This is a genomic window from Streptomyces sp. NPDC060209, assembly GCF_042728155.1.
Taxonomy (GTDB): Bacteria; Actinomycetota; Actinomycetes; order Streptomycetales; family Streptomycetaceae; genus Streptomyces.
This window is the reverse complement of sequence record NZ_JBHWZS010000039.1, coordinates 1-23,948: the sequence shown is the minus strand read 5'-3', so window position 1 is coordinate 23,948 and position 23,948 is coordinate 1. Positions and strand designations below refer to the sequence as shown.

The window sequence follows — 23,948 nt, the reverse complement described above, 5'->3', positions numbered from 1 at the left end:
AGGAAGCGTGTAGGGCGACAGCCGACGGGCGCACGCCAGACCGGTCCGTCGGCTGTCTGCTGCTGTGGCGGGCAGTCGGCTTCCTCTCTCGCCGCCCCTGGGGGACGCGTCCGGCACCCGGCGCTGTCCTATGCGGGCAGCGCCGTCCCCAGCTGGACGTTCAGCGCGGCGAGAAGCCAGTCGTGCGCCGACCCGGGCGTCGGCTCGGGCGGGCCGACGGGCCGACTGACCAGCTCGGCCGTCAGTTCCCAGTAACGGTCGATGCGCGGATCGGCCGCGAGCTGTCGGGCGAGCGCGAGACGGAAGTCCGTGGTGTCCGCGGTGCCGTGGGCGCTCGCGTACGCGTCCACGAACCCGTCCAGCGCCTCCCCCGGAAACGGCTCCCTGTCCTGGCGCATCTCGGTGCTCGCCAGGTCGTACGCCTCGGCCAGGCCCGCGTACAGCACGGCCGACGCGCGGGCACCGGCAGCCCGGTGCGCGTGCGGCTGCGTGGCCTCGTTCCCGTCGCAGGGGCGGGACACCAGGGCGGAGAGCCGGGCGAAGGCGAGCACCTGGACCGGCTCGGGATCCTCGGGGGGCTGCGGGACCGCGGCCTCCAGGAACGCCCCCACGGAGCGGGCCGGCATCCGCGGCGGCAGCCAGGCGCGCCAGAACCGGGCCAGGGGCGCGGTGCTCGGCGGCGCGGTCACCGATCCGATCAGGCGCAGTCGGGCGGCGCGTTCCGGCGCCGGACACTCCTGCACCGAGCGGAGCGCCGCCTCTCTCCAGCGCAGTGCCGTCAGCTGGGAGCCGAGTGTGCTCAGCTGCCCGGCTACGGCGTCCTCCAGAGCGCCGCCCGCGCGACCCGCGGTGTCCTCCTCGTCCAGGATGCGGCGCACCGCGGAGACCGGCAGGTCCATGGTGCGCAGGGAGCGGATCATCCTCAGCCGTTCGAGCGAGTCGGGACCGTACCTGCGGTGGCCGCCGGCGCTGCGGGACGCCTCGGGCAGCAGACCGCTGTCGGAGTAGAAGCGGACCGTCTTGACGCTGACTCCCGCCCGCTCGGCGAGTTCGCCGATGCCGCACAGTCCGTCGGGCGAAGAGAACACTTGAACCTCCCTCAGGGGGAGTTCCTACGGTACCCGGGAGAGGGCCGGCGATCGGGCCGGTCCGGAACGACGGCGTGACGAGGAGCGACCATGATCGCGTTCATCCTGGTGCCCGGTGTGTTCACCGGCCCGTACGTGTGGGACGACACGGCCTCGCGGCTGACCGCGGCGGGTGCCGAGGTCCATGCGGTGTCCCTGACCGGACTCGACGGAACCCGCGCTTCCACCGGTGAGGACATCGATCTGGAGACGCACATCGCGGACGTCCTCGCGGTGATCGACCCGGTCGCGGGATCGGCCGGCCGGGAGATCGTGCTGGTCGGCCACGACTACGGCATCCATCCGGTGCTGGGCGCCGCCGACCGGCGGGCAGAGTCGGTCGCCCGGATCGTCTACCTGGACTCGGGACTGCCCCAGGACGGTGTCCCGGCCCTGGCCGCCGTGGCCGACCAGGGCCTGCGCGAGGAGGTGCTGCGGGTCGCCGGAGGGAGGGCGCGGGGGTCGGGCGCGGTGCTGCCGCCTCCGGCACGCGACGCATGGCAGCTCTGGGGCAGCACCGCGGGCGTCCCCGACACGGCGCTCGACCGGCTCACCGCCCTCGCCTCGCCGCAGCCGCTGGGCACGCTGCTCCAGCCGATGGAACTGACCGGTGCGGCGGCCACGGTGCCCATGGCCGGAGTGCTGTGTACCGGCGGCGGAGCGAGCATCGCGATGGTGCAGGCCCGCGTGGACTTCGGCGAACCCGCCCTGCAGGCGCTGACAGACCCTCGAGTGACCTTCTTCGAACTGCCCACAGGGCACTGGCCGATGCTGTCCGACCCCACCGCACTCGCTGACACCCTGCTCGAAGCCGCGGCCGGAAGGGGGCACCGCCTGACTCCGGCGGGCGCCGCACAGCCGGAGCCGTTCCTGCTGGACGTGCCCGAGCTCCCCCGTGAGCGCACCGGCAACGTCGACCTGTACCTGCCGCCCTCCGCCCAGGGCCCCCGCCCCGCGCTGCTCTTCGTCCACGGCGGCCCTGTGCCCCGCGAGGCCCGCCCGACCCCACGGGACTGGCCCGTGCTGACGGGATACGCCCGTTACGCCGCCGACAACGGAGTGGTGGGTGTCACCCTCGACCACTGTCTGCACGCCGTCACCGACTACGAGCCGGCCGCCGACGATGTGGCGGCCGCGGTGGAGCGGGTCCGTGCCGATCCGCGGGTGGACGCGGACCGGGTCGCCCTGTGGTTCTTCTCGGGCAGCGGTCCGCTCACCGCGGACTGGATCGGCAAGCCCCCGCCGTGGCTGCGCTGCCTGGCGGCCGACTACCCCATCATGGCGCCCCTGCCGAGCTGGGGGCGGCTGGACAGCCGCTTCCACCCGGCGGACGCGGTCGCCCACGCGGGTTCTCTGCCCCTGGTGCTGGTCCGGGCCGGGCTGGAGACGGACGGGATCGCGGCCACCGTGGAGGAGTTCCTGACCGCTGCCCACGAGAGCGGGGCCGACATCGAGGTGATCGACGTGCCGAACGGCCACCACGGTTTCGAGACGGTCGACCGGACCGACGAATCGCGCGAGGCCGTACACCGCGCGATGCGGACGGTTCTGCGTCACCTGACGACCTGACCGTAACCGCCGCCACACTCCGGGCCGCTCGCGGCGCGTACGGGACTCATCAGCCCTCGGCGCCGAGGCGCGACTCACGTACCCGGGGCGCCCGGAATGTGTCGCGGTAGTCCCGGGGCGAGGTCCCGGTGACCCGCAGCCAGCCCGAGACCGCGTCCGGATCACGGGCGAGGTGCAGGCGCAGGACATGGACGAGCATGACGACCTCCAGGTGCTCGGCCACCAGCGCGGCACCCATCTGCTCGCGTTGCAGTTCACGGTCGATCTGGGCGAGCGCCCATTGCAGGGTTTCGGCCCGTGCCGTGCCCGCCGGTACGTGAATGACTCCGGGAAGCCCTTCGAGCAGCAGCGTTCGCGCCCGGTCACCGAAGGAGAAAGCGGCCACCCACGAGCATCACGTCGTCCGAGCCGTCGCCCGTGCGTGCGAGACCGCCCAGGCCATCTGCGGCGGAGCGAGAGGCGCCACCTGCCGGACGACCGGCCCGGTCCTTGGGCACCCGGGTCACACGAACAGGCGATTTCCGTGGCGGCTGCTGGCTTCCGGGCGCGGAACGTGATCGAGTTGACAACCCGTCAGCCGCACGGGGGGACCAAGCCGAAGGACGCGGATGACGAACCGACAGCACCCGCCGCGGCCGGACGCCGTCGTCGTAGGCGCCGGTCTGGCGGGGCTGGCATGCGCACTCGACCTCAGCGGCGCGGGCCTCCGGGTCGAACTGCTGGAAGCCTCCGACGCGGTGGGGGGCCGGATGCGCACGGACCGCCAGGACGGCTTCCTCCTGGACCGCGGCTTCCAGGTCTTCAACACCTCCTACCCGCAGGTGAAGAAGCGCCTCGACCTGCGCGCACTGCGCCTGCGTCCGTTCACCCCGGGCATCATCGCCCGCACCCCCTCGGGGCGGGTGCGCGTCACCGATCCGACCCGGCGTCCGGAGGACGCCGGCAGTCTGCTGCCGGGACGTGTTCTCCCGGCCCGTGACCTCGCGGCCCTAGCCGCACTCACCGCCCGCGACGTCCTGCTCCCTGCGAAACGCCTGGCACGCATGACGGACCGCACCGCTTCGGAGGCGCTCGTCCGCGCCGGGCTGTCGCCGCGCGCGATCGAGGACCTTCTGCGGCCGTTCCTGTCCGGGGTGTTCCTGGAGGAGGGGCTGGAGACCTCCTCACGCTTCCTGCACCTGGTCTGGCGGAGCATGGCCCGCGGCACGCTCTGTCTGCCCGCCCACGGCATCGGCGCCGTGCCGGCCCAGCTCGCGGCCCGGCTGCCGGACGGCGCCCTCCGGCTGGACTCGGCCGTCGCCGAGGTCACGGACTCCGGGGTGCTCCTGGCTGACGGCGCCGAGCGGCCGGCCGCCTCCGTCGTCGTGGCCACGGACTCCGCCACGGCCACCCGCCTGCTGCCCGGCCTGCCGGTACCGGACAGCCGTACGGTGACGACGTACTACCACGCGGCCGACCGGTCGCCATTGACCGAACCGACCCTGGTCGTCGACAGCGGCCTCGCCGTCCTGAACAGCTGTGTCCTCACCGAGGTCGCACCCACCTACGCTCCCCCGGGCACGGCACTGGTCTCGACCTCCGTCCTCGGCGCGGGCCCTCCCGGCGGGGAGAAGACGGTCCGCGCACGGCTGGCCGAGCTCTACGACATGGACACGAGCACCTGGGAGACGGTCGCCGCCTACACAGTGGAGGGCGCACTGCCCGCCATGCGGCCTCCCTGGCCGCTGAGCCGTACGACCCGTTTCACGCCGGACCGGTACGTCTGCGGGGATCACCGGGCCACCGGGTCGGTACAGGGCGCGCTGGCCTCCGGCAGCAGAGCGGCACGCGAGGTGCTGGCCGACCGGGCGGCGGCGCGGACCCCCAGGACGTGACCGGACGCTTCCAGGGACGGGTGGACGACGCCGTCGTCGTGGGCGGCGGCGCCGCCGGGCTCTGCCTGGCCCACTGGCTCACCAGGACCGGCACGGGGGTGACGCTGGTCGAGGCACCCGATGGACCGCTGCGCCCGGGCGAACGCACCTGGTGCTACTGGGAGGCGGGCACCGGCGAGTTCGAGGAGGCCGTCGTCGCCTCCTGGCCGAGGCTGCGGGTACGAGGGCCGGACGGCGGCGTCGTCGAGTCGGACCCCGCGCCACTGCGTTACCGCATGGTGCGCTCGGGCCCCTTCGAACGGCTGGTCCACTCCCGCCTGGCGGCGGCCCCGGCGGCCCGCGTCCTGCGGGCCACCGCCCACGAGGTGCGCGACGCACCGTACGGCGCCGAGGTGCGCTGCACGACGGCCGGCGGACAACCGCTCACCCTGCGCGGCAGATACGTCTTCGACTCGCGGCCCGTGCGAGGCACACCGCCGCACCGCACACTGCTGCTGCAGCACTTCCGTGGCTGGTTCGTGCGCACCGCTGTCCCCCGCTTCGACCCCGGAGTGGCGGACCTCATGGACTTCCGGGTCCCGCAGCCCCGTCACGGTCTCGCATTCGGCTACGTACTGCCTCTGGCACCGGACCGGGCACTGGTGGAGTACACCGAGTTCTCCCGGGCCCCGCTCACGACGGACGCGTACGAGGCCGCTCTGCGGCAGTACACCGCGGACGTCCTGCGAATCGGCCGGTTCGCGGTGGAGTCGGCCGAGCAGGGCGTCATCCCCATGACCGACGCGCGCTTCCCCCGCCGGACCGGCCGCGCCGTCTTCCGTATCGGGGCCGCCGGGGGTGCCACCCGTCCGGCGACCGGTTACACGTTCGCCGCCGTGCAGCGTCAGAGCCGGGCCATCGCCACCGCACTGCGCCGCGGGCCCCCGGGTGTGCCGCCGCCGCACGGCCGCAGGGCTCTGGCCATGGACGCCGTGCTGCTCCGGGCGCTCGACACCGGTCGCGTGGACGGGCCGCGCTTCTTCACCGACCTCTTCCGCAGCATCCCCATGGAGCGGCTGCTGCGTTTCCTCGACGGCGGGAGCACGCCGTGGGAGGAGTTCGGGATCGGCCTGCGTACGCCTGTGGGCCCGATGCTCCGCACCGCGGCCGAACTCCCCTTTCTCGCCCGCCGGGCCACCGGCCGATCCGAAGAGAGCCCCGGATGACCCTCCTGCGGGACCATGACCTGGCACGCGCGTTCGATCACGCGTCGCTCACGTACGACCGGCTCACCGCGCTCGACCCGGGCTACCGCTCCGACCTCCTGCGCTCGGCGCACCGCCTCCGGCTGCCCCGCGGCGGAAGGGGGCTGCGGGTGCTCGATCTCGGCTGCGGGACGGGCGCGTCCACGCGGGCACTGCTTCGGGCGGCCCCGTATGCCAGGATCACGGCGGTCGACGCCTCCGCCGGCATGCTGGGGCGGGCGCGCGCGAAACGCTGGCCCCCGAACGTCCGCTTCCTTCACCGGTCCGCGGAGGAACTCCCCACCACGGACGACGACAGCACCTACGACGCCGTCTTCGCCGCCTACCTCTTCCGCAACGTCGCCGAACCCGGCGAGGTCCTCGAAGCCGTGCGCGCCCTCCTGAGTCCCGGCGGACGCCTGCTGGTCCACGAGTACAGCCTCAGCGGCTCCCCCGTGCACCGGGCCGTGTGGAACGCGGTCTGCCGGGGTGTCATCGTCCCGGCCGGCACACTGACCGGCGACCGCGAGCTGTATCACCATCTGTGGCGCAGCGTCCTCTCGTTCGACACGGCACCCGTCTTCGCGCAGCGGATCGCCCAGGCCGGGTTCCCCTTCGTGCGGACCGTTCCCGTCGGCGGCTGGCAGACCGGAATCGTCCACGTGTTCCTGGCCCGGAGCGGCGTGGAACCCGCCGGGCCCGAGGCGTCATGAGTATCCGCGGGTGCCGCCCCGACGCCACCCGGCACGGACGCGACCGCAGAGCCGAGGTGCTCCTGCCGGAACCGGGACGCGAGCGCTTCAGCGGCGACGCGCCGTCGACTGCGGTGATCGGTGGCGGTGTCGCCGGTCTCGCGGCGGCGACCGCACTCGCCGAACGCGGTGTCGGCGTGACGCTGTACGAACAGGGCGAGTCCCTCGGCGGACGCCTCGCCGGGTGGCCCGTCCACCTCGCCGACGGGTCCGCGGCGACGATGAGCCGCGGCTTCCACGCCTTCTTCCGCCAGTACTACAACCTGCGCGGACTCCTGCGTCGTGCGGATCCCGGACTCGCGGCGCTCACGCCACTGCCCGACTACCCGCTCCGGCACCGCGACGGCATGGCGGACAGTTTCGCCCGCGTGCCGAGGACGCCGCCGTGGAGCGCACTCGGATTCGTCGCGCTCAGCCCGTCGTTCGGCTGGCGCGACCTCGCCGCGATGAACCCCCGCGAGGCGCTGCCCCTCCTCGACGTGCGGGTCCCCGACGTGTACGAGCGGTTCGACGGGATCAGCGCCGAGGACTTCCTGCAGCGGATCGGCTTCCCCGAGGCGGCCCGTCACCTCGCCTTCGAGGTGTTCTCCCGCAGTTTCTTCGCCGACCCGCGCGAACTGTCCGCCGCCGAGCTGCTGCTGATGTTCCACATCTACTTCCTCGGGTCGTCCGAGGGGCTCCTCTTCGACGTGCCCGGCGAGCCGTTCCCGCAGGCGCTCTGGGAACCTCTGGGCGGCTGTCTGAGGCGGCTCGGCGCCGAGGTGCGCACCGGCACTCCGGTCCGCCGCGTCCGCCCGGCCGCCGGCGGGGACCTGATCGTGGAGACCGACGGTGCGGCCGACCGCCACCAGGCCGTGGTCCTCGCCCTGGACACGCGCGGCCTGCGCCATGTCGTGGGCGCGTCCGAGCAGTTGGGGGACCGATCCTGGCGGGCGGACGTCGCGGCCCTGCGCACGGCGCCACCGTTCCTCGTGTCCCGGCTGTGGCTCGACCGACCCGTGCGCGAGGAGCGTGCGGGGTTCCTGGGAACCAGTGGCTTCGACGGGCTCGACAACATCAGCGTCCTCGACCGCTGGGAAGGCGAATCGGCCCGCTGGGCCGCACGGACGGGCGGTTCCGTGGTCGAGCTCCACGCCTACGCCGTCGACGAGGGCGCTGAACCGAAGGAAGTCCAGCGCCGGATGCTCGACCGGCTGCACGAGATCTATCCCGAGACCGCCGACGCCGGAGTCGTCGACGCCCGCCACGAATGGCGCGCCGACTGCCCCGTCTTCTCCGTGGGCGGCTACCACCGCCGGCCGGCCGTACGCACGCCTCATCCTCGGGTCGTGCTGGCGGGCGACCTGGTCCGCACCGGCCTCCCCGTCGCCCTCATGGAGCGTGCGGCGACCTCGGGATTCCTTGCCGCCAACGCCCTCCTCGCCGACTGGGGCATCCGGGGTCAGGTGCTCTGGACCGTCCCGCGCGCCGGGCGCTCCCGGGTGCTGCGCGCCCTCGCGGCCCGAGCCGCGCGACAGTGACGCTCACCCGGGGAAGCGCCCGGTGCTCCGCAGCGACCAGCGGCGCTCCGCGTACGCCAGATCGTCGCGCCAGAGCCGTCCTGCCGTCCGGCGCATCAGCGGCCGCAGGGCGGGCGCGGCGGCGCGCGCCAGGGCGAAGCCCCGCCGGTCCGAGGCCGCGACGACGGCCTCGACCACCGCCGTCCGCGGGTCCGTGGCGCCGCGGGCGGTGAGCGGGGTGGCATGGGTCTCCACCACCGACCCCGCGCCCTCGCCGTCCGTGATGCGCATGACCACCGTGCGCGGTCCGGGCGCGGTGAACACCGCCCGCACCGGCACCACCAGCCGGCCCGCGACCTTGAACGAGACGTCGACGGCGAACGCGTCGTCCCCGCCGTCCTCGGGGGTACCGGCCACCTTCAGGCCGACGAACGCGTACGGGTGGAACCAGGAACCGTGCCAGGGGTCGAGCCTGTTGGCGACCACATCCTCGGGTTCGCACCGGCCCGCCGCCGTGAACACCGCGTCGACGGCGTCCCCCTGCACCGGCCTCACCGGGACGACAGGGCGGTCCAGCGGGGTCTCGCCCCCGGCAGAGTCCAGTCTCACCCAGACCAGCACCCCGTCGTCGTACAGCGGATACGGCTCCCACCCGGCGAACGGTCCGCCGTCCAGGGCCAGACCGTGCCAGTGGCACAGGAGCGTCCCGCACACCACCCGGCCTTCGCGCAGCGGGGCTCCCAGGTGGGGGCACTCCCCCGGGCCGGCGCGCAGCGCGCCGGCCTCCGTCCGCCACAGGACGACTTCCACCCCGGCGACCGTCCGGCCGTACGGCCGGTCCCGCGCCCCGATCTCACGGGACGCCCCGACGACGTACCAGTTGCCCGACGGCCGGGCGGCGGCCCGCTTCAGGGCCTCGGCGATCATGGTGGGCCTCGCCTCGCGCCAGGTCGGGGCCTGGCGCTCCCAGCGGGGGGCCCGCAGCACCCGCAGGGGTGACGTCCATGTCGGCCTTCTCCGCGGGGCGTTCATCGCAGCACCCCCTCCGCCCCGGCGACCGCGCCCGGCTCCGTCACAGGTGGCCGGCTCCGCATCCGCGCTCCCAGGATCCGTGCGAGCCCGCCCGCCGCGGTGACGGCCCGCCGTCGGCGCGGCACCACGGCACGACGGTGCAGCACCCGGTAGTCGTCGGCGGCGATCGCGTCCAGGATCCCCCGGTACAGGACGAACGCCGTGCGGATGCAGGGCCGTACCCGCGGCTCCAGCATGGCGATGCCCGGTTCCGCCTCCCGGTACACGGTCCGGATCACCGCGTCGGCCTCGACGAAGGCGGCCCGGATGCGCGGGTCGTGCCGGCCCGTACGGCGGCTCCACTCCAGCAGGGGCCGTTCCACTCCGTGGGCGGCGAGCAGGTCCGCCGGCAGGTAGACGCGCCCCCGGCCCAGGTCCTCGCCCACGTCCCGCAGGAAGTTGGTCAGCTGGAAGGCCACTCCGAGTGCGGCCGCGTGCGGGGCCGCCTCCTCACGGGGCACGACCGTCCCGAGCACGGGCAGCATCTGTAGGCCGATCACCGCTGCGGAACCGTGCATGTAGGCACGCAGATCGGCGTACGTCGGATAGTCGGTGACGGTCAGGTCGCTGCGCATGGATGCCAGGAAGTCGGTGAACAGGCCGTGATCGATGGCGTAGCGCTCGGCGGTGTCCGCCACGGCCATGACCACGGACTCCTCGCCCTGTCCCGTGCGCAGTCCGTGGGCCAGGTCGCTCTCCAGCAGTCGCAGCAGGCGGTCGCGCTCCTCGGGGGACTGCCGGCGGTCGAGGTCGTCCACGATGTCGTCGGCCCACCGGGCGAAGCCGTACAGCGCGTGCACGGCGCAGCGGCGTTCGACCGGCAGCAACCGGGTGGCCAGGAAGTACGTCCGGCCGTGACGGGCGTTGAGCAGCCGGCACCGGGAGTAGGCGGCGCGCAGGGCGGGCCCGGTGATCCCGGCGGCATCCAGTTCACGGCGGTTCATCGGCTCTGCCCTTCGAGGACGGCGGGACGACGGCGCGCAGCCGTCGTGCGGGAAAGGCCGGTGATGCGGGCGGCGGCGAGCTTGCCGCTCACGAGTACCGTCGGCACGCCCACCCCGGGTGTGGTTCCGCACCCGGCGAGGACGACGTTGTCGTAGCCGCGTACGAGGTTGCGTGGCCTGAACGGACCGGTCTGCGCGAAGGTGTGCGACACGGAGAACGGAGTGCCCGCCGCATGGCCCTGGGCCGTCCAGTCCACCGGGGTGACCAGCAGCTCCCGGTCCATGGACGCCTCGAAGCCGTCGAGCCCCCGGCGCTCCAGCTCGGCCAGCAGACTGTCCCGGTAGCGCGGTCCCAGTCCGCGCCAGGTGCCCGCCGAGGGGCCGGTCGTGGTGTTGGGGCACGGGGCCAGGACGTAGTGCAGATGTCTGCCCCGCGGTGCGAGTGACGGGTCGTGCGTCGTCGGGCGGGTGATGAGCAGCGACGGGTCGCTCATGAGCCGGCCGGTTCTGGTGAGTTCGTCGAAGGTGCGCTCCCATGCCGCGCCGAAGGAGAGCGTGTGGTGCGCCAGTTCCGGCCATGTGCGGTCCGTGCCGGCGTGCAGGATCACTGCCGACGGCGCGTGGCGCAGCGGCACGGGGCGGCGCGGCGCCCGGCCCAGGAGCCGGTGGACGACGGGCAGATCCGGTGTCAGGACGACCGCGTCGCAGGCGATCCGTTCCCCCGACGCCAGGCGGACGGCACGCACCCGCCCCGCGGACCGTTCCAGTGCGCTGACCTCGGCGGACCACATGAACCGTCCCCCGGCGTCGGACGCCGCGTCGGCCATGGCCCGGGGCAGCGCGTACATGCCGCCCTTCGGGAACCAGACGCCCGCGACCGTGTCCATGTAGGCGATGACGGCGTAGGCGGCGAGGGCACGGGCCGGGGCGACTCCCGCGTAGAGCGCCTGGAAGGAGAACACCCGGCGCAGCCGTGGGTCCGAGAGGAATCTGCCGATCTGCGGATCGAGCCGCCCGAAGCCCCCCAGGGCCGCCAGCCGGGCGAGGTCCGGGTGCAGGAGCTGGAAGGGCGAGTCGAAGTTGGTGTCGATGAAGCGGCTCATCTGTGCCCGGTACAACCGCTCCAGCCAGCTCCGCAGCCGGCGGTACCCCGCGGCCTCCGCGGAGCCGGCGAAGCGCCGCACCTCGTCCTCCATGGCGTCGCCGTCCGTGTGCACGTCGATCTGGCTGCCGTCCGCGAAACGGGCCCGGTAGGCCGGGTTCAGCGGAACCAGCTCCACCCGCCGGTGGAGGCTGTCCCCGACGGCGGCGAAGGCCTCGTCGGCCAGGTGCGGCATGGTCAGCACCGTCGGCCCGGTGTCGACCCGGTAGCCCCCGAGTTCCAGCCTTCCCGCACGGCCTCCGGGCCCGGCGTCCCGTTCGACGACGGTCACCCGGCGGCCCGCGCCGAGCAGATGAAGGGCGGCGGCGAGGCCGGACAGTCCGGCGCCGACCACCACCACATGGTCCGTCGGACCGGACACGGTCCTCATAGGCCCTCCCCTTCGCGGGAGAGGTCGGTTCCCACGGCCCGGGCCACCAGCACGGCGAACTCCCGCCGGGCAGGTGCGTCCGCCCCGGTGTCCGCGAAGTGACGGAGGCTCGACGCGGACAGAGAGGCGATCTCGTCCTCCACCACCGCCCGAGCACCCGTACGTTCCATTGCGGCGCGCATCCGGTCGACCGTTCCTCCACCGGCTGCGGCACCCTGCGGGCCGAGTTCGGCCAGAGCGTCGGAGTCGCCCGATTCGGCGGCGAGCCGGAGAGCGACCGCGAGGAGGCCGGTGAGCTTGCGTGCCCGCAGGTCCTCGTCCGCGGGCTTCCCCGTGACGGCCGGGTCCCCGAACGCGCCCAGCAGGTCGTCACGGAGCTGGAAAGCGAGTCCCGCGCACCGTCCGGCGGACCGCAGGCCGTCCATGGTGCGGGCATCTGCCCCCGCCATGGCCGCGCCCAGGGCGAGCGGCCGCTCCACGGTGTAGAGCGCGCTCTTGAGCGTGGCGATCTTCCTGGACTGGGCCGGGTCGGAGGAACCGGTCGCCTGCGCCCGCATGTCCAGGTACTGCCCTGCGACCATCTCGCCGCGCATCGCCTGCCATTCCCGGTGCAGCTGCTCGCCGTACGGGGAGGCCAGCGCGGTCTCGGTGAGCAGATCGTCGGCCCACGCCAGCGCCAGGTCTCCGGCCAGCACCGCGGCGGTGGCGGAGTAGGACGCGGCGGAACCGCTCATGCCGGCCGCTCGGTGCACGCGCGCGAAGTCCGCGTGCACGGCGGGCGCGCCCCGGCGTACCGGCGATTCGTCCATGACGTCGTCGTGCACCAGCGCGCAGGCCTGCAGCAGTTCCAGAGCGGCGCCGATGCGCAGCGGCGTTCCGGGGTCGCCGGAACCTCCTGCCGCCAGCCACCCGCACCAGACGAACGCCGTCCGCAGCCGCTTGCCGCCGTGCAGGACGAACGCTGCGACCCGGGACGCCACCTCTTCGGCGAACACGGCGTCCACCCGCCGTGCTTCCCGCAGTCTGCTGTGCAGGTGCTCCTCGAGGACGACGTCGACGGCCGCTGCCGTTTCACCGACCGTGCGTGGGGCGCGGCCGCCATCCGTGTCGCCGCCGGGATCGAGGCCGGTACCCGCGCCGGTCCCTGCCCGCGTCGCCCGTGGCCCGAGCATGGACAGCCCCTTTCGCTCGGTTGTCCGCTTCGCGTCCACCGGTGCTTCCGGCCGCGAGGACCGCGGATGCGCCTATGCCTGCCCTGTGCACGGCAGGGTCGGAGCGGAGTTCACCCGGACGGCGGACGGAAGGGCGGTAGCGGATCGGGGCAGCCCGGTGCCTGCCGCCTTCCCCTGGACGAGGGCAGGCGGCGGCGCGTCACGGCGTCGGCGGTGCTCAGGGGCCGCCCGACGGCGCCTGTCCGACGGGGCCGCCCCGGGCGGTATGCGGTCGATGCCGCTCCGGGCGGGAACGCGTGTGGTTCAGCCCTGGGCGGGAGTGCGTACGTGCCGGCCCGCCGAGGACTCAGCCGCTGTCCGACACCCAGGACGTACGGTCCTCGTGGCGGTGGACCTTCACCCGGGGACGCGCCTTCCGCAGTGCCGCCTCCAGCAACCGCACGTCGTTCTCCGGCGGGTTGAACGCGGCCCGCGTGCGATAGGCCGTGCGGCCGACCCGCAGCTCCAGGATCTTGCTGCCGCCCCCGTCGACGGACCGGTAGCCCACGGTGAGCGGCCGGAGTTCCGTCAACGCGTCGAGGGGGTGGGTGACCTCGGCGCCGCTGCGCCTGCGCAGCACCAGTACCGGTGGAGGGCCGGGCCGGATGTCCGCCGCCACGACGGAACGGCGGTCGCGTATCCACGGCGGCAGCAGGAGACTGCCCCAGAAGACCGCGAACACCACACCCAGGAAGAGTCCGGCCAGCGGCTCGACCACTGAAGCCGCGCCCACTCCGAAGAGGTGCAGGAGAGTCACGACGACGCCACTCCCCCAGTCACTGCGCTGCGGACGGTCGTTCCGGAACATCTCCCAGTGGAACGCACGGACTCTCTTGTCCTCGGTCACGGCTCCAGCATGGCGGCCCCGGCCCGCCCGCGGAAGAGCGCGCAGGGGCGCCCCGCCGCACTCGGGACCGGTGTTGTGCGAGGAGCTGCTACGGCGCGGCGCAGCCGGCCGACGCCGTAGGTCTCGTCACTGCCGGGGCACACCGCGCACGGGGTGCTTGCTCATGATCGAGACCCGGTTGAAGGCGTTGATGGTGATGGCGACCCAGACCACGGCCGAGATCTCGTCCTCGGAGAGGGACCGGCGCGCCGTGGCGTAGGCGTCCTCCTGCAGAACGCCGTCGGCGGGGTGCGTCGTCGCCTCGGCCAGGGCGAGTGCGGCACGCTCCTGCGCCGTGAAGACCTCGGTGTCGCGCCAGGCGGCAAGTACGCCCAGCCGCTGGGCCGTCTCGCCCGCGCGAAGCGCGGCGCGGGTGTGGACGTCCAGGCAGTAGGCGCAGCCGTTGATCTGTGACACCCGGAGGTTGACCAGTTCGACCAGATTGCGGTGCAGCCCCGCCTCCTGGGCGACCGTGCGTACCGCTTCGGCCGCGGCGGTCATGGCGTGGAAGGCCTTGGGACTCTGCTTGTCCACGTAGACCCGCTTCTCCACGTGGCCCGCCTCCGTGTCGTTCACCCTGGACTCCTCACCGGGACGTGCCGCCCCTCGCCGTGCCGTGCGCCCGGGTGGGCGACGGCTTATCATCAAGCATGATTGTTGAACATGAAAGCACCTTTGTCGCGCAGGGGGGCCCGCGATGAGTGGCGTGGACACCGGCCGGGACACGCCGCACACGGGCGGCGACGGCCAGGCGCCGGAGCCCGACGCCGGCGTGGACGTGCTGACGGCGAGAGACGTGCCCCTGGGCGGCCCGAGGGCGATGACGGTACGGCGTACGCTCCCGCAGAGGGCCCGCACGCTGATCGGGGCCTGGTGCTTCATCGACCACTACGGCCCCGACGACGTCGCCGAGACGGGCGGGATGGATGTGGCCCCACATCCGCACATCGGCCTGCAGACGGTCAGTTGGCTGTTCAGCGGGGAGATCGAGCACCGCGACAGCCTGGGCAGTCACGCCTTCGTGCGCCCCGGAGAGCTGAACCTCATGACCGGTGGCCACGGCATCAGCCACACGGAGGTCTCCACTCCCGGCACCACCGTCCTGCACGGCGTCCAGCTGTGGGTGGCGCTTCCCGGGGAACACCGGGACACCGGCCGCGACTTCCGGCATCATGCGCCGAACCCGGTCCACCGGGACGGAGCCGTGATCAGGGTGTTCCTCGGTTCTCTCGCCGGAGACACCTCGCCGGTGCCGACCTTCACCCCTCTGCTCGGTGCCGAGATCGTCCTCGAGCCGCACGCGACCACGACCCTCGACACGGACCCGGCCTTCGAGCACGGTCTCCTCGTCGACCGGGGCAGTGTCCGTATGGCCGGAACGCTGCTGCGCGGGGCCGAGCTGGGCTACCTCGGCCCGGGGAACGACAAGGTGACCCTGACCAACGAGACGGACGCCCCCGCCCGGGTCGTCCTCGTGGGCGGAACCCCCTTCGAGGAACAGATCGTCATGTGGTGGAACTTTGTCGGCCGTACGCACGAAGACATAAGCCAGGCGCGCGAGGACTGGGAGCACGGCACCCGATTCGGTGTGGTGGAGGGATACGACGGGGACCGCATCCCGGCTCCGCAGCTCCCTACAACTCGACTGAGGCCACGCTGACTTACTCGTTGACCCGCTACGACGCGTGCTGCGGGCGCATACCTGGTCCCTGGTCCCTGCTTCCGTTCCGACCTCCGACGGGACGGAAGCAGGGACCGCTCTCTCGCCAGAACTCGCATCCGGGGGCTGGAGGCTTTCGAACCCCGAGTGAATCCGCGACCCCGAAGGTTGGTCGATCCTCTGGTCGTCCCCCGTACGGCAGATGAATTCAGTTGCGGCGGGGTCGGTGAGCCCGGTGAGGTGACTCCATGGACAGTGCCACGGAGCAGGCGCAACGGACGAGGTCGGGAAGAGACCGGATGGCCACGGTGCGACCGGCACCATGGCACCGGTCGGCGGTGCTCGTGGCCTTGATGCTGGCCGCCTTCACCTTCAATACTGCCGAGAACCTGCCGATCGGCCTCCTGGAACTCATCTCCGGGAACCTGCGGGTGTCAGTGTCGGCGGTCGGCCTCTTGGTCACCGGTTACGGGGTGATGGTGGCCGTCGCGTCCTTGCCGCTCGCCCACGTCATGAGGTCGGTGCCACGACGTCATGTGCTCACAGGGGTACTGGCTGCGCTGGTCGTGTCCAGTCTGGTCGCGGCGCTGGCCACCTCCTACTGGCTGCTCCTTGTGGCACGGCTGCTGACCGCGCTCGCCCAGGCGCTGTTCTGGGCCGTGATGGGGCCGGTCGCGGTGGGCCTGTTCGCGCCCGAGATCCGCGGGCGCGTGGTCGGAGCGCTGTCCGTCGCCGGTTCGCTCGCCCTCGTGCTCGGTGTTCCCACCGGAACCTGGCTCGGCCGGCGGAGCGACTGGCCGGTGCCCGTTGCGATGCTGGCCGGTCTGGGACTCATCTCCCTCGTGACGATCGCGGTTCTGCTGCCGACCTCGCGTCCGGAGGAACAGCCCGCCGCCTACGGAACCAGTCCCGACGCCCGCCGGTTCGGGGTCGTACTGGCGGCCGGGGCCCTGGCCGCTACTGGCGCGTTCGCGGGATTTACCTACATCGTGAAGTTCCTGGGCGACGTGAGCCGGTTCTCCCCGAGCACGGTCAACGTCCTGTTCGTGGCTTTCGGTGTTGCGTGTCTGACCGGGGTGAGCGTCACCGGGGCGCTGCTGGACCGCTTTCCGCACGCCACGCTGGCCGCAGCGGTAGCCACGCAGGCGGTGGGCATGCTCGGCCTGTACGCGGCCGGTACCGATCCGGTGGCGGCGGTGGTGTTCCTGGTGCTGATGGGCTGTGCACTGGGGCCGGTGTTCATGACCACACAGAACGCGATGCTGCACTGCGCACCGGGACGCACGGATATCGCACTCGCGGCGAACTCCGGTTCGTACAACGCCGGGATTGCGGCAGGCGCCGCGCTCGGTGGTCTGGTCCTGCCGCTCGCCGACGTGCAGGGCACCTTCCTCGCCGGCGGGCTGCTGACCGTCGGGGCCTGCGCGGTGCTGCTCGGCGGGCATCTGCTGCGTCACGGACCGGAGCCCGCCGAATAGAGCTGCCGTCAGTCGGCGGCCGGTGCCTCTTTCCGTGGTCGACACAGCAGACCGTCGTGAAGGGGGCGAACGGTATCTCGCCGTACCGCTCCCGGGCCGCTGATGGGCGTGGACGGCATCCTCGATCGCGAGCGGACGGAGACCGAACAGCCCAGCGAGGTCGGCCGAACAGCAGGCCGCGGAGGGTTTCGACGGCGAGGGTGAAGGTCTGCTACTCGGCCTGCCCGGAGCGGGTCAAGGGAGCCGATGCCTGGGTGATCAGGGCCGGGGCGTGGCGGCGCACTCTATGACGATCATGGCGGCGTCGTCGTCCAGGTGTCCGCCGACGTGGTGCAGCAGGTCGCGCCGGAAGCGGCGGAGGAAGGCCTCGGGTTCGTTCTCGGTCCAGCCCGTGATGCGCTCGGTGAGCGGGTAGAACGCGCCGGTGGAGTCGCGGGCCTCGGTGACGCCGTCCGTGTACAGCAGCAGGAGGTCTCCCGGCTCGAACGGGAAGCTGTCGACGTGGTAGCGCGGCCGCGTCAGTTCGCCCAGGCCCAGCGGGGGCGCGGGATGAAGGGCGTCCATCGTCGTCGGACGTCCGTTGCGCAGGACGACCGGCGGGGGGTGCCCACAGGCGATCATTTCGACCTGGCCACCCCGGTCGGGGATGTCCAGGACTGTGGCGGTGATGAACGTTTCTCCGGAGCGGTCCGTCTCGCCCGGCTCCGCCAGGTCCCAGCACACGCTTCGGTCGAGATAGGTCACCAGATCGCCCAGGCTCGCCTGGCGGTGGGCCGCGGCGCGGAACGCTCCGAGCAGCAGGGCCGCGTCGCTGACGGCGGTCATCCCCTTGCCCCGCACGTCGCCGACGATCAGCCGGGTGCCGGAGGCGGTGCGCACCGCCGCGTACAGATCCCCGCCGATCTGGGCCTCGGCCTCGGCTGCGAGGTAGAGGGAGGCGACGCGCAGCGGACCGAGCTGCTTGGGCAGCGGCGGCAGGACGACCCGCTGGGCGGTCTCGGACACGTAGCGCACTTGCGCCAGTTCTTTGGCGCGTCGCTCCCGCAGCACGCAGAAGATCACGAGGCTCGTTCCGACCAGCACCAAAGCGATGATCTGCGCCTCGTGGTTGGCCGAGAGCAACTCCTCCGGATCACGCAGCACCCCGATGGTCGTCTGCGCCACCACCGCCAGTGCAGCGACCAGTCCCACTGTCCGGGGCCCGCCGAACGACGTGGTGATCGCCGGGGCCGCGACCAGCAGCGGACCCAAATGAATGTGGGGCGGCGCGAGAACGTCGACCACGCACACCGCAACGATCCACGCGATCGGGACGGCGACCCACGCATGACCCGCTCGCACCGAACGGCGAAGTCCTGTGAGGCGCTGCGACACACCTCCTCTCTACACCGTCTCCGCCCGGCTCGCACCGTCACAGCCGGGCAGGGCGGTCACATGCCGAGGGCGTTGCCGACTCGTCCTGGCACCCGAGCCTGGGGAATACGCCGGACCGCCGGGCGCCTACGCACCCGCGACCTCCCCACCGCCGCCGCTGACGACCGGACCGTTCGTCCGGGTCATCGCGCGGACCGGAAGAAGTTGCCCGCGACACGCGGTACTGCCAGGTGGATGGTCGCTGTCCTCTCTTGGCGGGTGGCGATTTCAGCACCACTGCTTCAAGCGGTTCGTGCACCGCTCGACCCCAGGGTGGTTAGGCTCCGGTCATGACTGCTCAGTGGCATGTCCTCATCGAGGAGGACACCCGTGTGACTCGACGGGCTGACGGCATCGACCTGAAACTGCACCGCTGGACACTGGTGGCCGAGCACCCCGTCAGTGGCACGGAGGAGCAGGCCCTCGCCGCGGCGGAGGAGGCGGCCCTGCACTACATGCCGGATGTCCTGGCCCGCCATGCCCGACCCGGTGACACCCCGGCCCGCAGAGCTTTCCTCACCTCTGACGGCGCCTGGCTCGTCCGGCTCGGGCAACACCACCGCGAGTGCCACATACGCGTGACCGCTGCCCGCCTCATGCACACGCAGGAGGAGAAGAAGGCCCCGCCCAAAACCTTCAAGGAAAAGGTCCGCCATGCTCTGGAGGGCCCCGAGCCCTCAGAGCGCCCATGGGCGCCCAAAGGCCAGTAGCCGCGCTTCGTTACCCGACGAGAATCAGGAAGGCCGGACCGGGCGGCCACCCACCGAATGGCTCCGCCGGTCTCGCGGCGCTTCCTCATCAGTCGACGGCCTTCAACTGGCCCAAGGCATGTCCGAGGCCGAGTTCAGTGGCACCACGGGTCTGGAAGCCCTGTTCGAACAGCTCAGCCGTGCGCTCCTGTACTCCTTCGCCTCGGACAAGTTGCTGGAACAGTGCTGCGTCTGCGCGTACTTCAGCAGGAGTTGGCAGACTGATGGCGTTGATCGCCGACTTGGCTGCGATCAGAGCTTCCCGGGGGAAACCACCCATCCTTGCGGCGGTCTCTGCTACGAACTCGTCCAGTTCGGCATCGGGACCGCACGGTTGACCCATCCGTAGCGTTCGGCGAGTTCGGCGTCGAAGTCCGCCGACGTCAGCACAACTTCGAGTGCACGGGCCCTGCCCAGCAGACGGGTGAGGTGCTGAATCGCTCCCGCGCCGGGAGGTGTTCCGATTCCCACTTCGGGCTGGCCCAGGATGGCGTTCTCACGGGAAGCGAAACGCATGTCGCAGGCGAGGAGGAACTCGCTGCCTGCTCCCCGGGCACGGCCTCGCAGTTTGGCGATGGTGACAACCGGGAGCTGGCTCAGCTTGCGAAACAGCATGCCCAGGGATGCATCGCCAGGCCCTCCGGCCTTCGCGGCCTCAGCGGTGTACTCGAGAACTTTCGTCATATCGACGTGAGGGAGGAAGAAGTCGGCGTCCGCACTGTCGAAGACCACCACACGGGGGGCGGTCGGCTGCGACAGGTCCTCAAGCAGGGTGACCAGGTCCCGCACGACCTCAGGTCCGATGAGGTTCATCGGCGGCGCGTTGAATGTGGCGTTCAGGACGTTGCCGACGAGCCTGGTCTGGATGGTTTCGTACGCGGCGGTCATCCGGGACCTCCCATCATCGCTGCGCCCCGTCCTTACCGTGGCCGCACTGCGGGGTTGTGTCATTCGTTTCGGCGGTTGTGACGACTTGGAATGAGGGCAGGACCAGGCCGAACCGCATCGCGCCGGATCGTGCGGGCATCGTTGGTGAGTTCCGCGCCCGGGTTTGCCATGGTATGTCGCCCATCGCCAGCGGGCTTCCTGAAGTGGCCCGAACCCGATCCGGCATGCCGTATTCCCGCCGAGCACCTCCCATGGAATCCCGATACCGAGCCCACCGCCTCCCCGAAGCCGGCCTGACCGTGGGCGGCGAAGGTGAGGGGCGAGGGTGCCCGCAGGTCTTCCTTCGGGCGAAAGGGGCCTGCCCTCGCCCAAGATCCTGCTGCGAACGGCACTCTCGCCGCCACCAGGATCGGACTGCTTTACGACCAGGGAACAGGCGCACTCCGAGGGCCGGCCCACAACCGCCGGTCGGGGGTCGCGGCTAAGGGCTGTCGTGCAGGTACTCCGCAGCCAACGCCTACCCGGGCCTGATTTCTGCAGACGGGGGCACATGGATCTCAACTACCGAAGGAGTCAATCTCATGCTGGCGCCAACCGCGGCAGTACTCTTCGCCATCGCTGTCCTGATCAACGCTTCCGACATGACGGCCCACGAAGTGCTCGCTTCGGCCAACCTGATACTGCTTGGCCTGGGCCTGTTGGCCCTGCACGCCGCAGGCATCGGTAGCGGATGGCGAGCGGGCCGACGGGTGACCGCTCGCCGCTGACCCGCTGACCCGGCCGCCGACGCCGAACGCGTCACAGACGGGCCGGCAGCTCGTCGCCACAAGCTGCCGGCACTTCGCCCGGCGCCGTTCGACGATGCGCACATACGGCGCCGGCGCGCCGGCATCGACTACTACTGACCGTCCCACCTCGACACCTGCGAAGAAGGAGAGAAGCGCGATGGAACCGTTCATGACGACCACAGCTGCAGACGCCTCCGCCGCTCCCGCGTGGCTACACCTGGTGGTGATGGCAGCGGCTGTGCTGATCCTCGTCTACAGCCTCGCCCGGCACAGTAGTTGACTCTCGATCAGGTTTGACAGCGCTCTCGGAGCGCGGAGCCTGCAAGAACGCCGACTGCCCGGCCCCACAGCGTCCTGCCGTACGGTGCCGATGCTTCCGGCGATGAGTTCACAGCCCCCAGGTTTCGGTGAAGCTCCGGGCATGCGCGGGGCGTTGTACGAGCCGTATCGCACCGTCGTGGCTGAGATCGCGAACGGTACAGACGGCGGTCCGCCTGATGAGGGTGGTCTGCCGCCCGTGGGAGAGAAGCCGGACAACTGGGCTGCCTGGGAAGCGGACTGCTGGATGAGCCCGGAGCCGTTCGATGGCACCGCGCACGCGTGCTGGCGCCGTAGCGGGTTGGAAATCGCACCAAGTGACACAACCAGGATCATGGGACGTCAGGGCCCCGCTGCCGGGGTCCTGACGTCCAGCGCCTCCTTCTGCTGCGGCAGTTCGCGCCTGGTGCGGACCGGTGAGAGAAGAACGGGCAGGAAGGAGAGCGTCAGGAAGACGCCGCCCACCCAGAGCGTGGCGTGCACGCCCGCCAGTGCGCCGATCACACCGGCCACGGCGGCGCCGACGGCGAGCGCACCGGTGAGCAGGAAGCGGAACGTGGCGTTCATGCGGCCGAGGAGGGCGGTGGATGTCATGCGCTGGCGCAGACTCACGCCGAGCACGTTGTGCATACCCGTCTTGAACATGGTCAGCAGCCAGCCCGCTCCCGCAACCCACAGCCAGGGGCCACGGTCGACGAGCGGTACCAGCAGCCCTGCGGGTGCCATGTACAGGCCGACCACGCCAAGGGCATGGCCGTAGCCGAGGTGCCGTGCGACGAAGCCGGCGCAGCGGGCGCCCAGGAGAAGGCCGACGCCGCCCGCCGCCCAGAACAGGCCCAGTACGCCTTCCGGGAAGCCGAGTTCGCGGACGAACAGCACCGGGAGCATGGTGTTGAGGATCTGGGAGCCGAGGTTGGAACAGGCCGAGGTGAGTGCGAGGGACCGTAGCTCCTTGTTGCCGAACACGTGGCGCAGTCCCTCGGCGATCTGCGGCCCCAGACGGCCGGCCTGCCCGGGTGGATTCGGGGGCGGCGACGGTGTGCGACGGATGGCGGTGAGCCGGAGTGCGGAGATCAGATAGCCCACGGCCGCGGAGACCACCGCCACGGGTGCCGTCAGCAGTTGGACGAGGCCTCCGCCCGCACCGCGTCCGACCACGGTGCCGGCGGCGATGAGGGTGTTCACGGCGGCATTCGCCCGGACCAGGTCGGCGCGGCCGACCAGTTGCGGCAGCACGCTCTGTGATCCGACGTCGGCGAAGACGGTGGCACAGCCATGCAGCAGGACGACCACGTACAACTGCCAGAGTGTGAGTGCGTCCAGCCACCAGGCCAACGGGATGGAGGCGAACAGCCCCGCCCGTGCCAGGTCCGCGGCGATCAGCACCCGCCGCTGACGCATCCGGTCCATCCATGCCCCGGCGGGCAGACCGATGAGGAGGAAGGCGACCGTGCTCAGGGTGGCAAGTGCCCCGACCTGGCCAGGACTCGCGTCGAGAGCGGACACGGCGATGAGCGGTACGGCGACGTAGCCGATGTTGGTGCCGAGCTGCCCGAAGGAGGTCGCGGTGAACAGGTTGCGGAAGTCCGAGTTCCGCCAGGGAGAATCGGGTTGCATGATCCGTTCATCCGGTGGTTGATCTCAGGCGTCGCCGCGGTCCGTCGGCTCCGTCAGCGGGGACTTCGGGCTGGTGAGTGCGGGTCAGGCCGACTCCGATGAGTACAACGGCCATGCCCGTGACGACGCGGGCGCTCAACTGCTCGTCGAGGACCAGGGCGCCCAGGGCGACCGAGACGACCGGCAGCAGATATCCGACGGTGGCCGCGGCCGTGGGGCCCTCGTCGGCGATGAGCCGCGAGTTGAGGTGGAACGTGACACCCGTGCCGAAGATGCCCAGGACGACGACGGCGATCACCGCTCCGAGGCTGGGAACCGCCAGGCTCGGGCCCGCGGGAAGGGCGAATGTGGTCAGGCCCGTCGCGGCCACGAGCTGGGCCGCGGACAGGGCGAGAGGAGCGCCGTCCCGGCCCAGGAGGTAGCGGGCCATGTAGGCGAAGGCGACGGCGTAGCTCACGGCCGCGGCAAGGAGGAGCAGAGCGCCCCAACTGGTCAGGCCGCTCTCCTGCCAGGGGGCGAAGACGAGCAGCACGCCGGCGAAGCCGAGGAGGAGGCCGGTCAGGCGGAGCGGGTGCCGGCCTCGCTCCGTACCGAGGGCCAGGCCGATTCCCATGGACCAGAGGGGAGTTGTGGCATTGAGGACACCGGCCACCCCGGAGTCGACAGTCTGTTCGCCGACGCTGAAGAGAAAGAACGGCAGGACGTTGCAGAAGAAGGCGGCCACGAGGAGGTGGCCCCATGTCCTGCGGCCGCGCGGGAAGCGCTGGCGGGCCGAGCGGGCGAGCGCCAGAAGGACGGCCGCGCCGAGCGCGCATCGGATGACCGTGATGTGTAGAGGAGAGAGGCCGCCGTTCAGGGCGATCTTGATACAGAGGAATCCCGACCCCCACAGCAGGGCGAGAATCGCCATGCGCATGAGGGTCCCTCGCTGGCCGCTGAGCACTGTTCGCCTCCTGGCTGATGTCCGGCTTTGAACAGTGCCTCGACCTCTTCGGTAAGACAAGCGAAAAAGTTTACATGGACCGTTAAGCTGTACTACATGCTTGACTTGCGACGCATGCAGCTCCTGCGAGCGGTGATCACCAGCGGGTCGGTCACCGCAGCCGCACGGAATCTCGGTTACACGCCTTCGGCGGTCAGCCAGCAGATGGCGGCACTGGAGAAGGAGGCCGGGATCACGCTCCTCGAGCGGTCGGGACGAGGCGTGCGGCCGACTGATGCGGGGCTGTTGCTCAACGAGTACGCGACCCTCATCGGCAACCACGTCGCGGAGGCGGAGACCGCGCTGGCCGACCTGAGAGCCGGGCGCACGGGGCGGGTGGCGATCCGCTACTTCACCAGTGCGGGGG

General features: G+C 71.6%; 23 protein-coding genes. 9 read left to right on the top strand and 14 right to left on the bottom strand.

Translation table 11 applies throughout. The annotated features are described in order from the left end of the window. Positions 1-128 precede the first annotated feature (128 nt). The gene (locus ACFWFI_RS10875) at positions 129-1,088 is read right to left on the bottom strand and encodes a MerR family transcriptional regulator (RefSeq protein ID WP_387387844.1); all 960 of its coding nucleotides are present in this window, start codon (positions 1,086-1,088) and stop codon (positions 129-131) included. A gap of 90 nt (positions 1,089-1,178) precedes the next feature. Between ACFWFI_RS10875 and ACFWFI_RS10870 the strand changes: the two genes are divergently transcribed. Then, entirely contained in the window at positions 1,179-2,696 is a 1,518-nt protein-coding gene (locus ACFWFI_RS10870; protein WP_387387842.1) for an alpha/beta hydrolase, read from the top strand. A gap of 49 nt (positions 2,697-2,745) precedes the next feature. Here ACFWFI_RS10870 and ACFWFI_RS10865 read toward each other — a convergent pair whose 3' ends face one another. Continuing rightward, positions 2,746-3,081: a cupin domain-containing protein gene (locus ACFWFI_RS10865; RefSeq protein ID WP_387387841.1), complete on the bottom strand. Its 336-nt coding sequence runs from the start codon at positions 3,079-3,081 to the stop codon at positions 2,746-2,748. Between the two features lie 223 nt (positions 3,082-3,304). Here ACFWFI_RS10865 and ACFWFI_RS10860 point away from each other — a divergent pair, with 223 nt between their 5' ends. From ACFWFI_RS10860 to ACFWFI_RS10845, 4 genes are read left to right on the top strand one after another with little or no spacing between them, the layout of a single operon-like run. Further along, complete coding sequence (locus ACFWFI_RS10860) at positions 3,305-4,570, top strand: NAD(P)/FAD-dependent oxidoreductase (protein WP_387387839.1); 1,266 nt, start codon at positions 3,305-3,307, stop codon at positions 4,568-4,570. Then, a complete protein-coding gene (locus tag ACFWFI_RS10855; protein ID WP_387387838.1) occupies positions 4,567-5,775 on the top strand; it encodes a lycopene cyclase family protein in 1,209 nt (402 codons plus the stop codon). Before ACFWFI_RS10860 ends, ACFWFI_RS10855 begins: the two co-directional genes overlap by 4 nt. Then, positions 5,772-6,506 carry a class I SAM-dependent methyltransferase gene (locus ACFWFI_RS10850; RefSeq protein WP_387387836.1) on the top strand — a complete coding sequence of 245 codons (735 nt, stop codon included), beginning with the start codon at positions 5,772-5,774 and terminating at the stop codon, positions 6,504-6,506. The genes ACFWFI_RS10855 and ACFWFI_RS10850 overlap by 4 nt, the downstream gene beginning before the upstream one ends. Continuing rightward, positions 6,503-8,065 (top strand): FAD-dependent oxidoreductase, encoded by a 1,563-nt coding sequence (locus tag ACFWFI_RS10845; RefSeq protein ID WP_387387834.1) that lies wholly within the window; start codon positions 6,503-6,505, stop codon positions 8,063-8,065. The genes ACFWFI_RS10850 and ACFWFI_RS10845 overlap by 4 nt, the downstream gene beginning before the upstream one ends. A gap of 3 nt (positions 8,066-8,068) precedes the next feature. Here ACFWFI_RS10845 and ACFWFI_RS10840 read toward each other — a convergent pair whose 3' ends face one another. From ACFWFI_RS10840 to ACFWFI_RS10815, 6 genes are all read right to left on the bottom strand, one after another. Then, entirely contained in the window at positions 8,069-9,076 is a 1,008-nt protein-coding gene (locus ACFWFI_RS10840; protein WP_387387833.1) for a DUF5914 domain-containing protein, read from the bottom strand. Then, positions 9,073-10,059, bottom strand: a complete 987-nt coding sequence (locus tag ACFWFI_RS10835) for a phytoene/squalene synthase family protein (protein ID WP_387387832.1) — start codon at positions 10,057-10,059, stop codon at positions 9,073-9,075. Before ACFWFI_RS10835 ends, ACFWFI_RS10840 begins: the two co-directional genes overlap by 4 nt. Then, positions 10,056-11,591: a phytoene desaturase family protein gene (gene crtI, locus ACFWFI_RS10830; RefSeq protein WP_387387830.1), complete on the bottom strand. Its 1,536-nt coding sequence runs from the start codon at positions 11,589-11,591 to the stop codon at positions 10,056-10,058. The genes ACFWFI_RS10835 and crtI overlap by 4 nt, the downstream gene beginning before the upstream one ends. Next, positions 11,588-12,763: a polyprenyl synthetase family protein gene (locus tag ACFWFI_RS10825; RefSeq protein WP_387387829.1), complete on the bottom strand. Its 1,176-nt coding sequence runs from the start codon at positions 12,761-12,763 to the stop codon at positions 11,588-11,590. The genes crtI and ACFWFI_RS10825 overlap by 4 nt, the downstream gene beginning before the upstream one ends. Positions 12,764-13,109: 346 nt before the next feature. Next, positions 13,110-13,649, bottom strand: coding sequence for a hypothetical protein (locus tag ACFWFI_RS10820; protein WP_387387827.1), 540 nt, complete (start codon positions 13,647-13,649; stop codon positions 13,110-13,112). 126 nt (positions 13,650-13,775) lie between these two features. After that, positions 13,776-14,264, bottom strand: coding sequence for a carboxymuconolactone decarboxylase family protein (locus tag ACFWFI_RS10815; protein ID WP_387387825.1), 489 nt, complete (start codon positions 14,262-14,264; stop codon positions 13,776-13,778). Between the two features lie 121 nt (positions 14,265-14,385). Here ACFWFI_RS10815 and ACFWFI_RS10810 point away from each other — a divergent pair, with 121 nt between their 5' ends. Further along, complete coding sequence (locus ACFWFI_RS10810) at positions 14,386-15,348, top strand: pirin family protein (protein ID WP_387387823.1); 963 nt, start codon at positions 14,386-14,388, stop codon at positions 15,346-15,348. Between the two features lie 299 nt (positions 15,349-15,647). Further along, positions 15,648-16,826, top strand: a complete 1,179-nt coding sequence (locus tag ACFWFI_RS10805; protein WP_387387822.1) for an MFS transporter — start codon at positions 15,648-15,650, stop codon at positions 16,824-16,826. Between the two features lie 258 nt (positions 16,827-17,084). Here ACFWFI_RS10805 and ACFWFI_RS10800 read toward each other — a convergent pair whose 3' ends face one another. Next, positions 17,085-18,200, bottom strand: coding sequence for a PP2C family protein-serine/threonine phosphatase (locus ACFWFI_RS10800; RefSeq protein WP_387387821.1), 1,116 nt, complete (start codon positions 18,198-18,200; stop codon positions 17,085-17,087). A gap of 329 nt (positions 18,201-18,529) precedes the next feature. Here ACFWFI_RS10800 and ACFWFI_RS10795 point away from each other — a divergent pair, with 329 nt between their 5' ends. Next, the gene (locus ACFWFI_RS10795; RefSeq protein WP_387387820.1) at positions 18,530-18,949 is read left to right on the top strand and encodes a hypothetical protein; all 420 of its coding nucleotides are present in this window, start codon (positions 18,530-18,532) and stop codon (positions 18,947-18,949) included. 88 nt (positions 18,950-19,037) lie between these two features. Here the strand turns inward: ACFWFI_RS10795 and ACFWFI_RS10790 are convergent, their stop codons facing one another. From ACFWFI_RS10790 to ACFWFI_RS10770, 5 genes are all read right to left on the bottom strand, one after another. After that, positions 19,038-19,268 carry a hypothetical protein gene (locus ACFWFI_RS10790; RefSeq protein ID WP_387387819.1) on the bottom strand — a complete coding sequence of 77 codons (231 nt, stop codon included), beginning with the start codon at positions 19,266-19,268 and terminating at the stop codon, positions 19,038-19,040. 17 nt (positions 19,269-19,285) lie between these two features. Next, entirely contained in the window at positions 19,286-19,876 is a 591-nt protein-coding gene (locus tag ACFWFI_RS10785) for an enoyl-CoA hydratase/isomerase family protein (RefSeq protein WP_387387817.1), read from the bottom strand. A gap of 557 nt (positions 19,877-20,433) precedes the next feature. After that, positions 20,434-20,835: a hypothetical protein gene (locus tag ACFWFI_RS10780; RefSeq protein ID WP_387387816.1), complete on the bottom strand. Its 402-nt coding sequence runs from the start codon at positions 20,833-20,835 to the stop codon at positions 20,434-20,436. 489 nt (positions 20,836-21,324) lie between these two features. Then, entirely contained in the window at positions 21,325-22,599 is a 1,275-nt protein-coding gene (locus ACFWFI_RS10775) for an MFS transporter (RefSeq protein WP_387387814.1), read from the bottom strand. 7 nt (positions 22,600-22,606) lie between these two features. After that, positions 22,607-23,515, bottom strand: coding sequence for a DMT family transporter (locus tag ACFWFI_RS10770; protein ID WP_387387812.1), 909 nt, complete (start codon positions 23,513-23,515; stop codon positions 22,607-22,609). 123 nt (positions 23,516-23,638) lie between these two features. Between ACFWFI_RS10770 and ACFWFI_RS10765 the strand changes: the two genes are divergently transcribed. Continuing rightward, positions 23,639-23,948, top strand: a 310-nt coding sequence (locus tag ACFWFI_RS10765) for a LysR family transcriptional regulator (RefSeq protein ID WP_387387810.1), incomplete at its 3' end; no start/stop codon positions are given.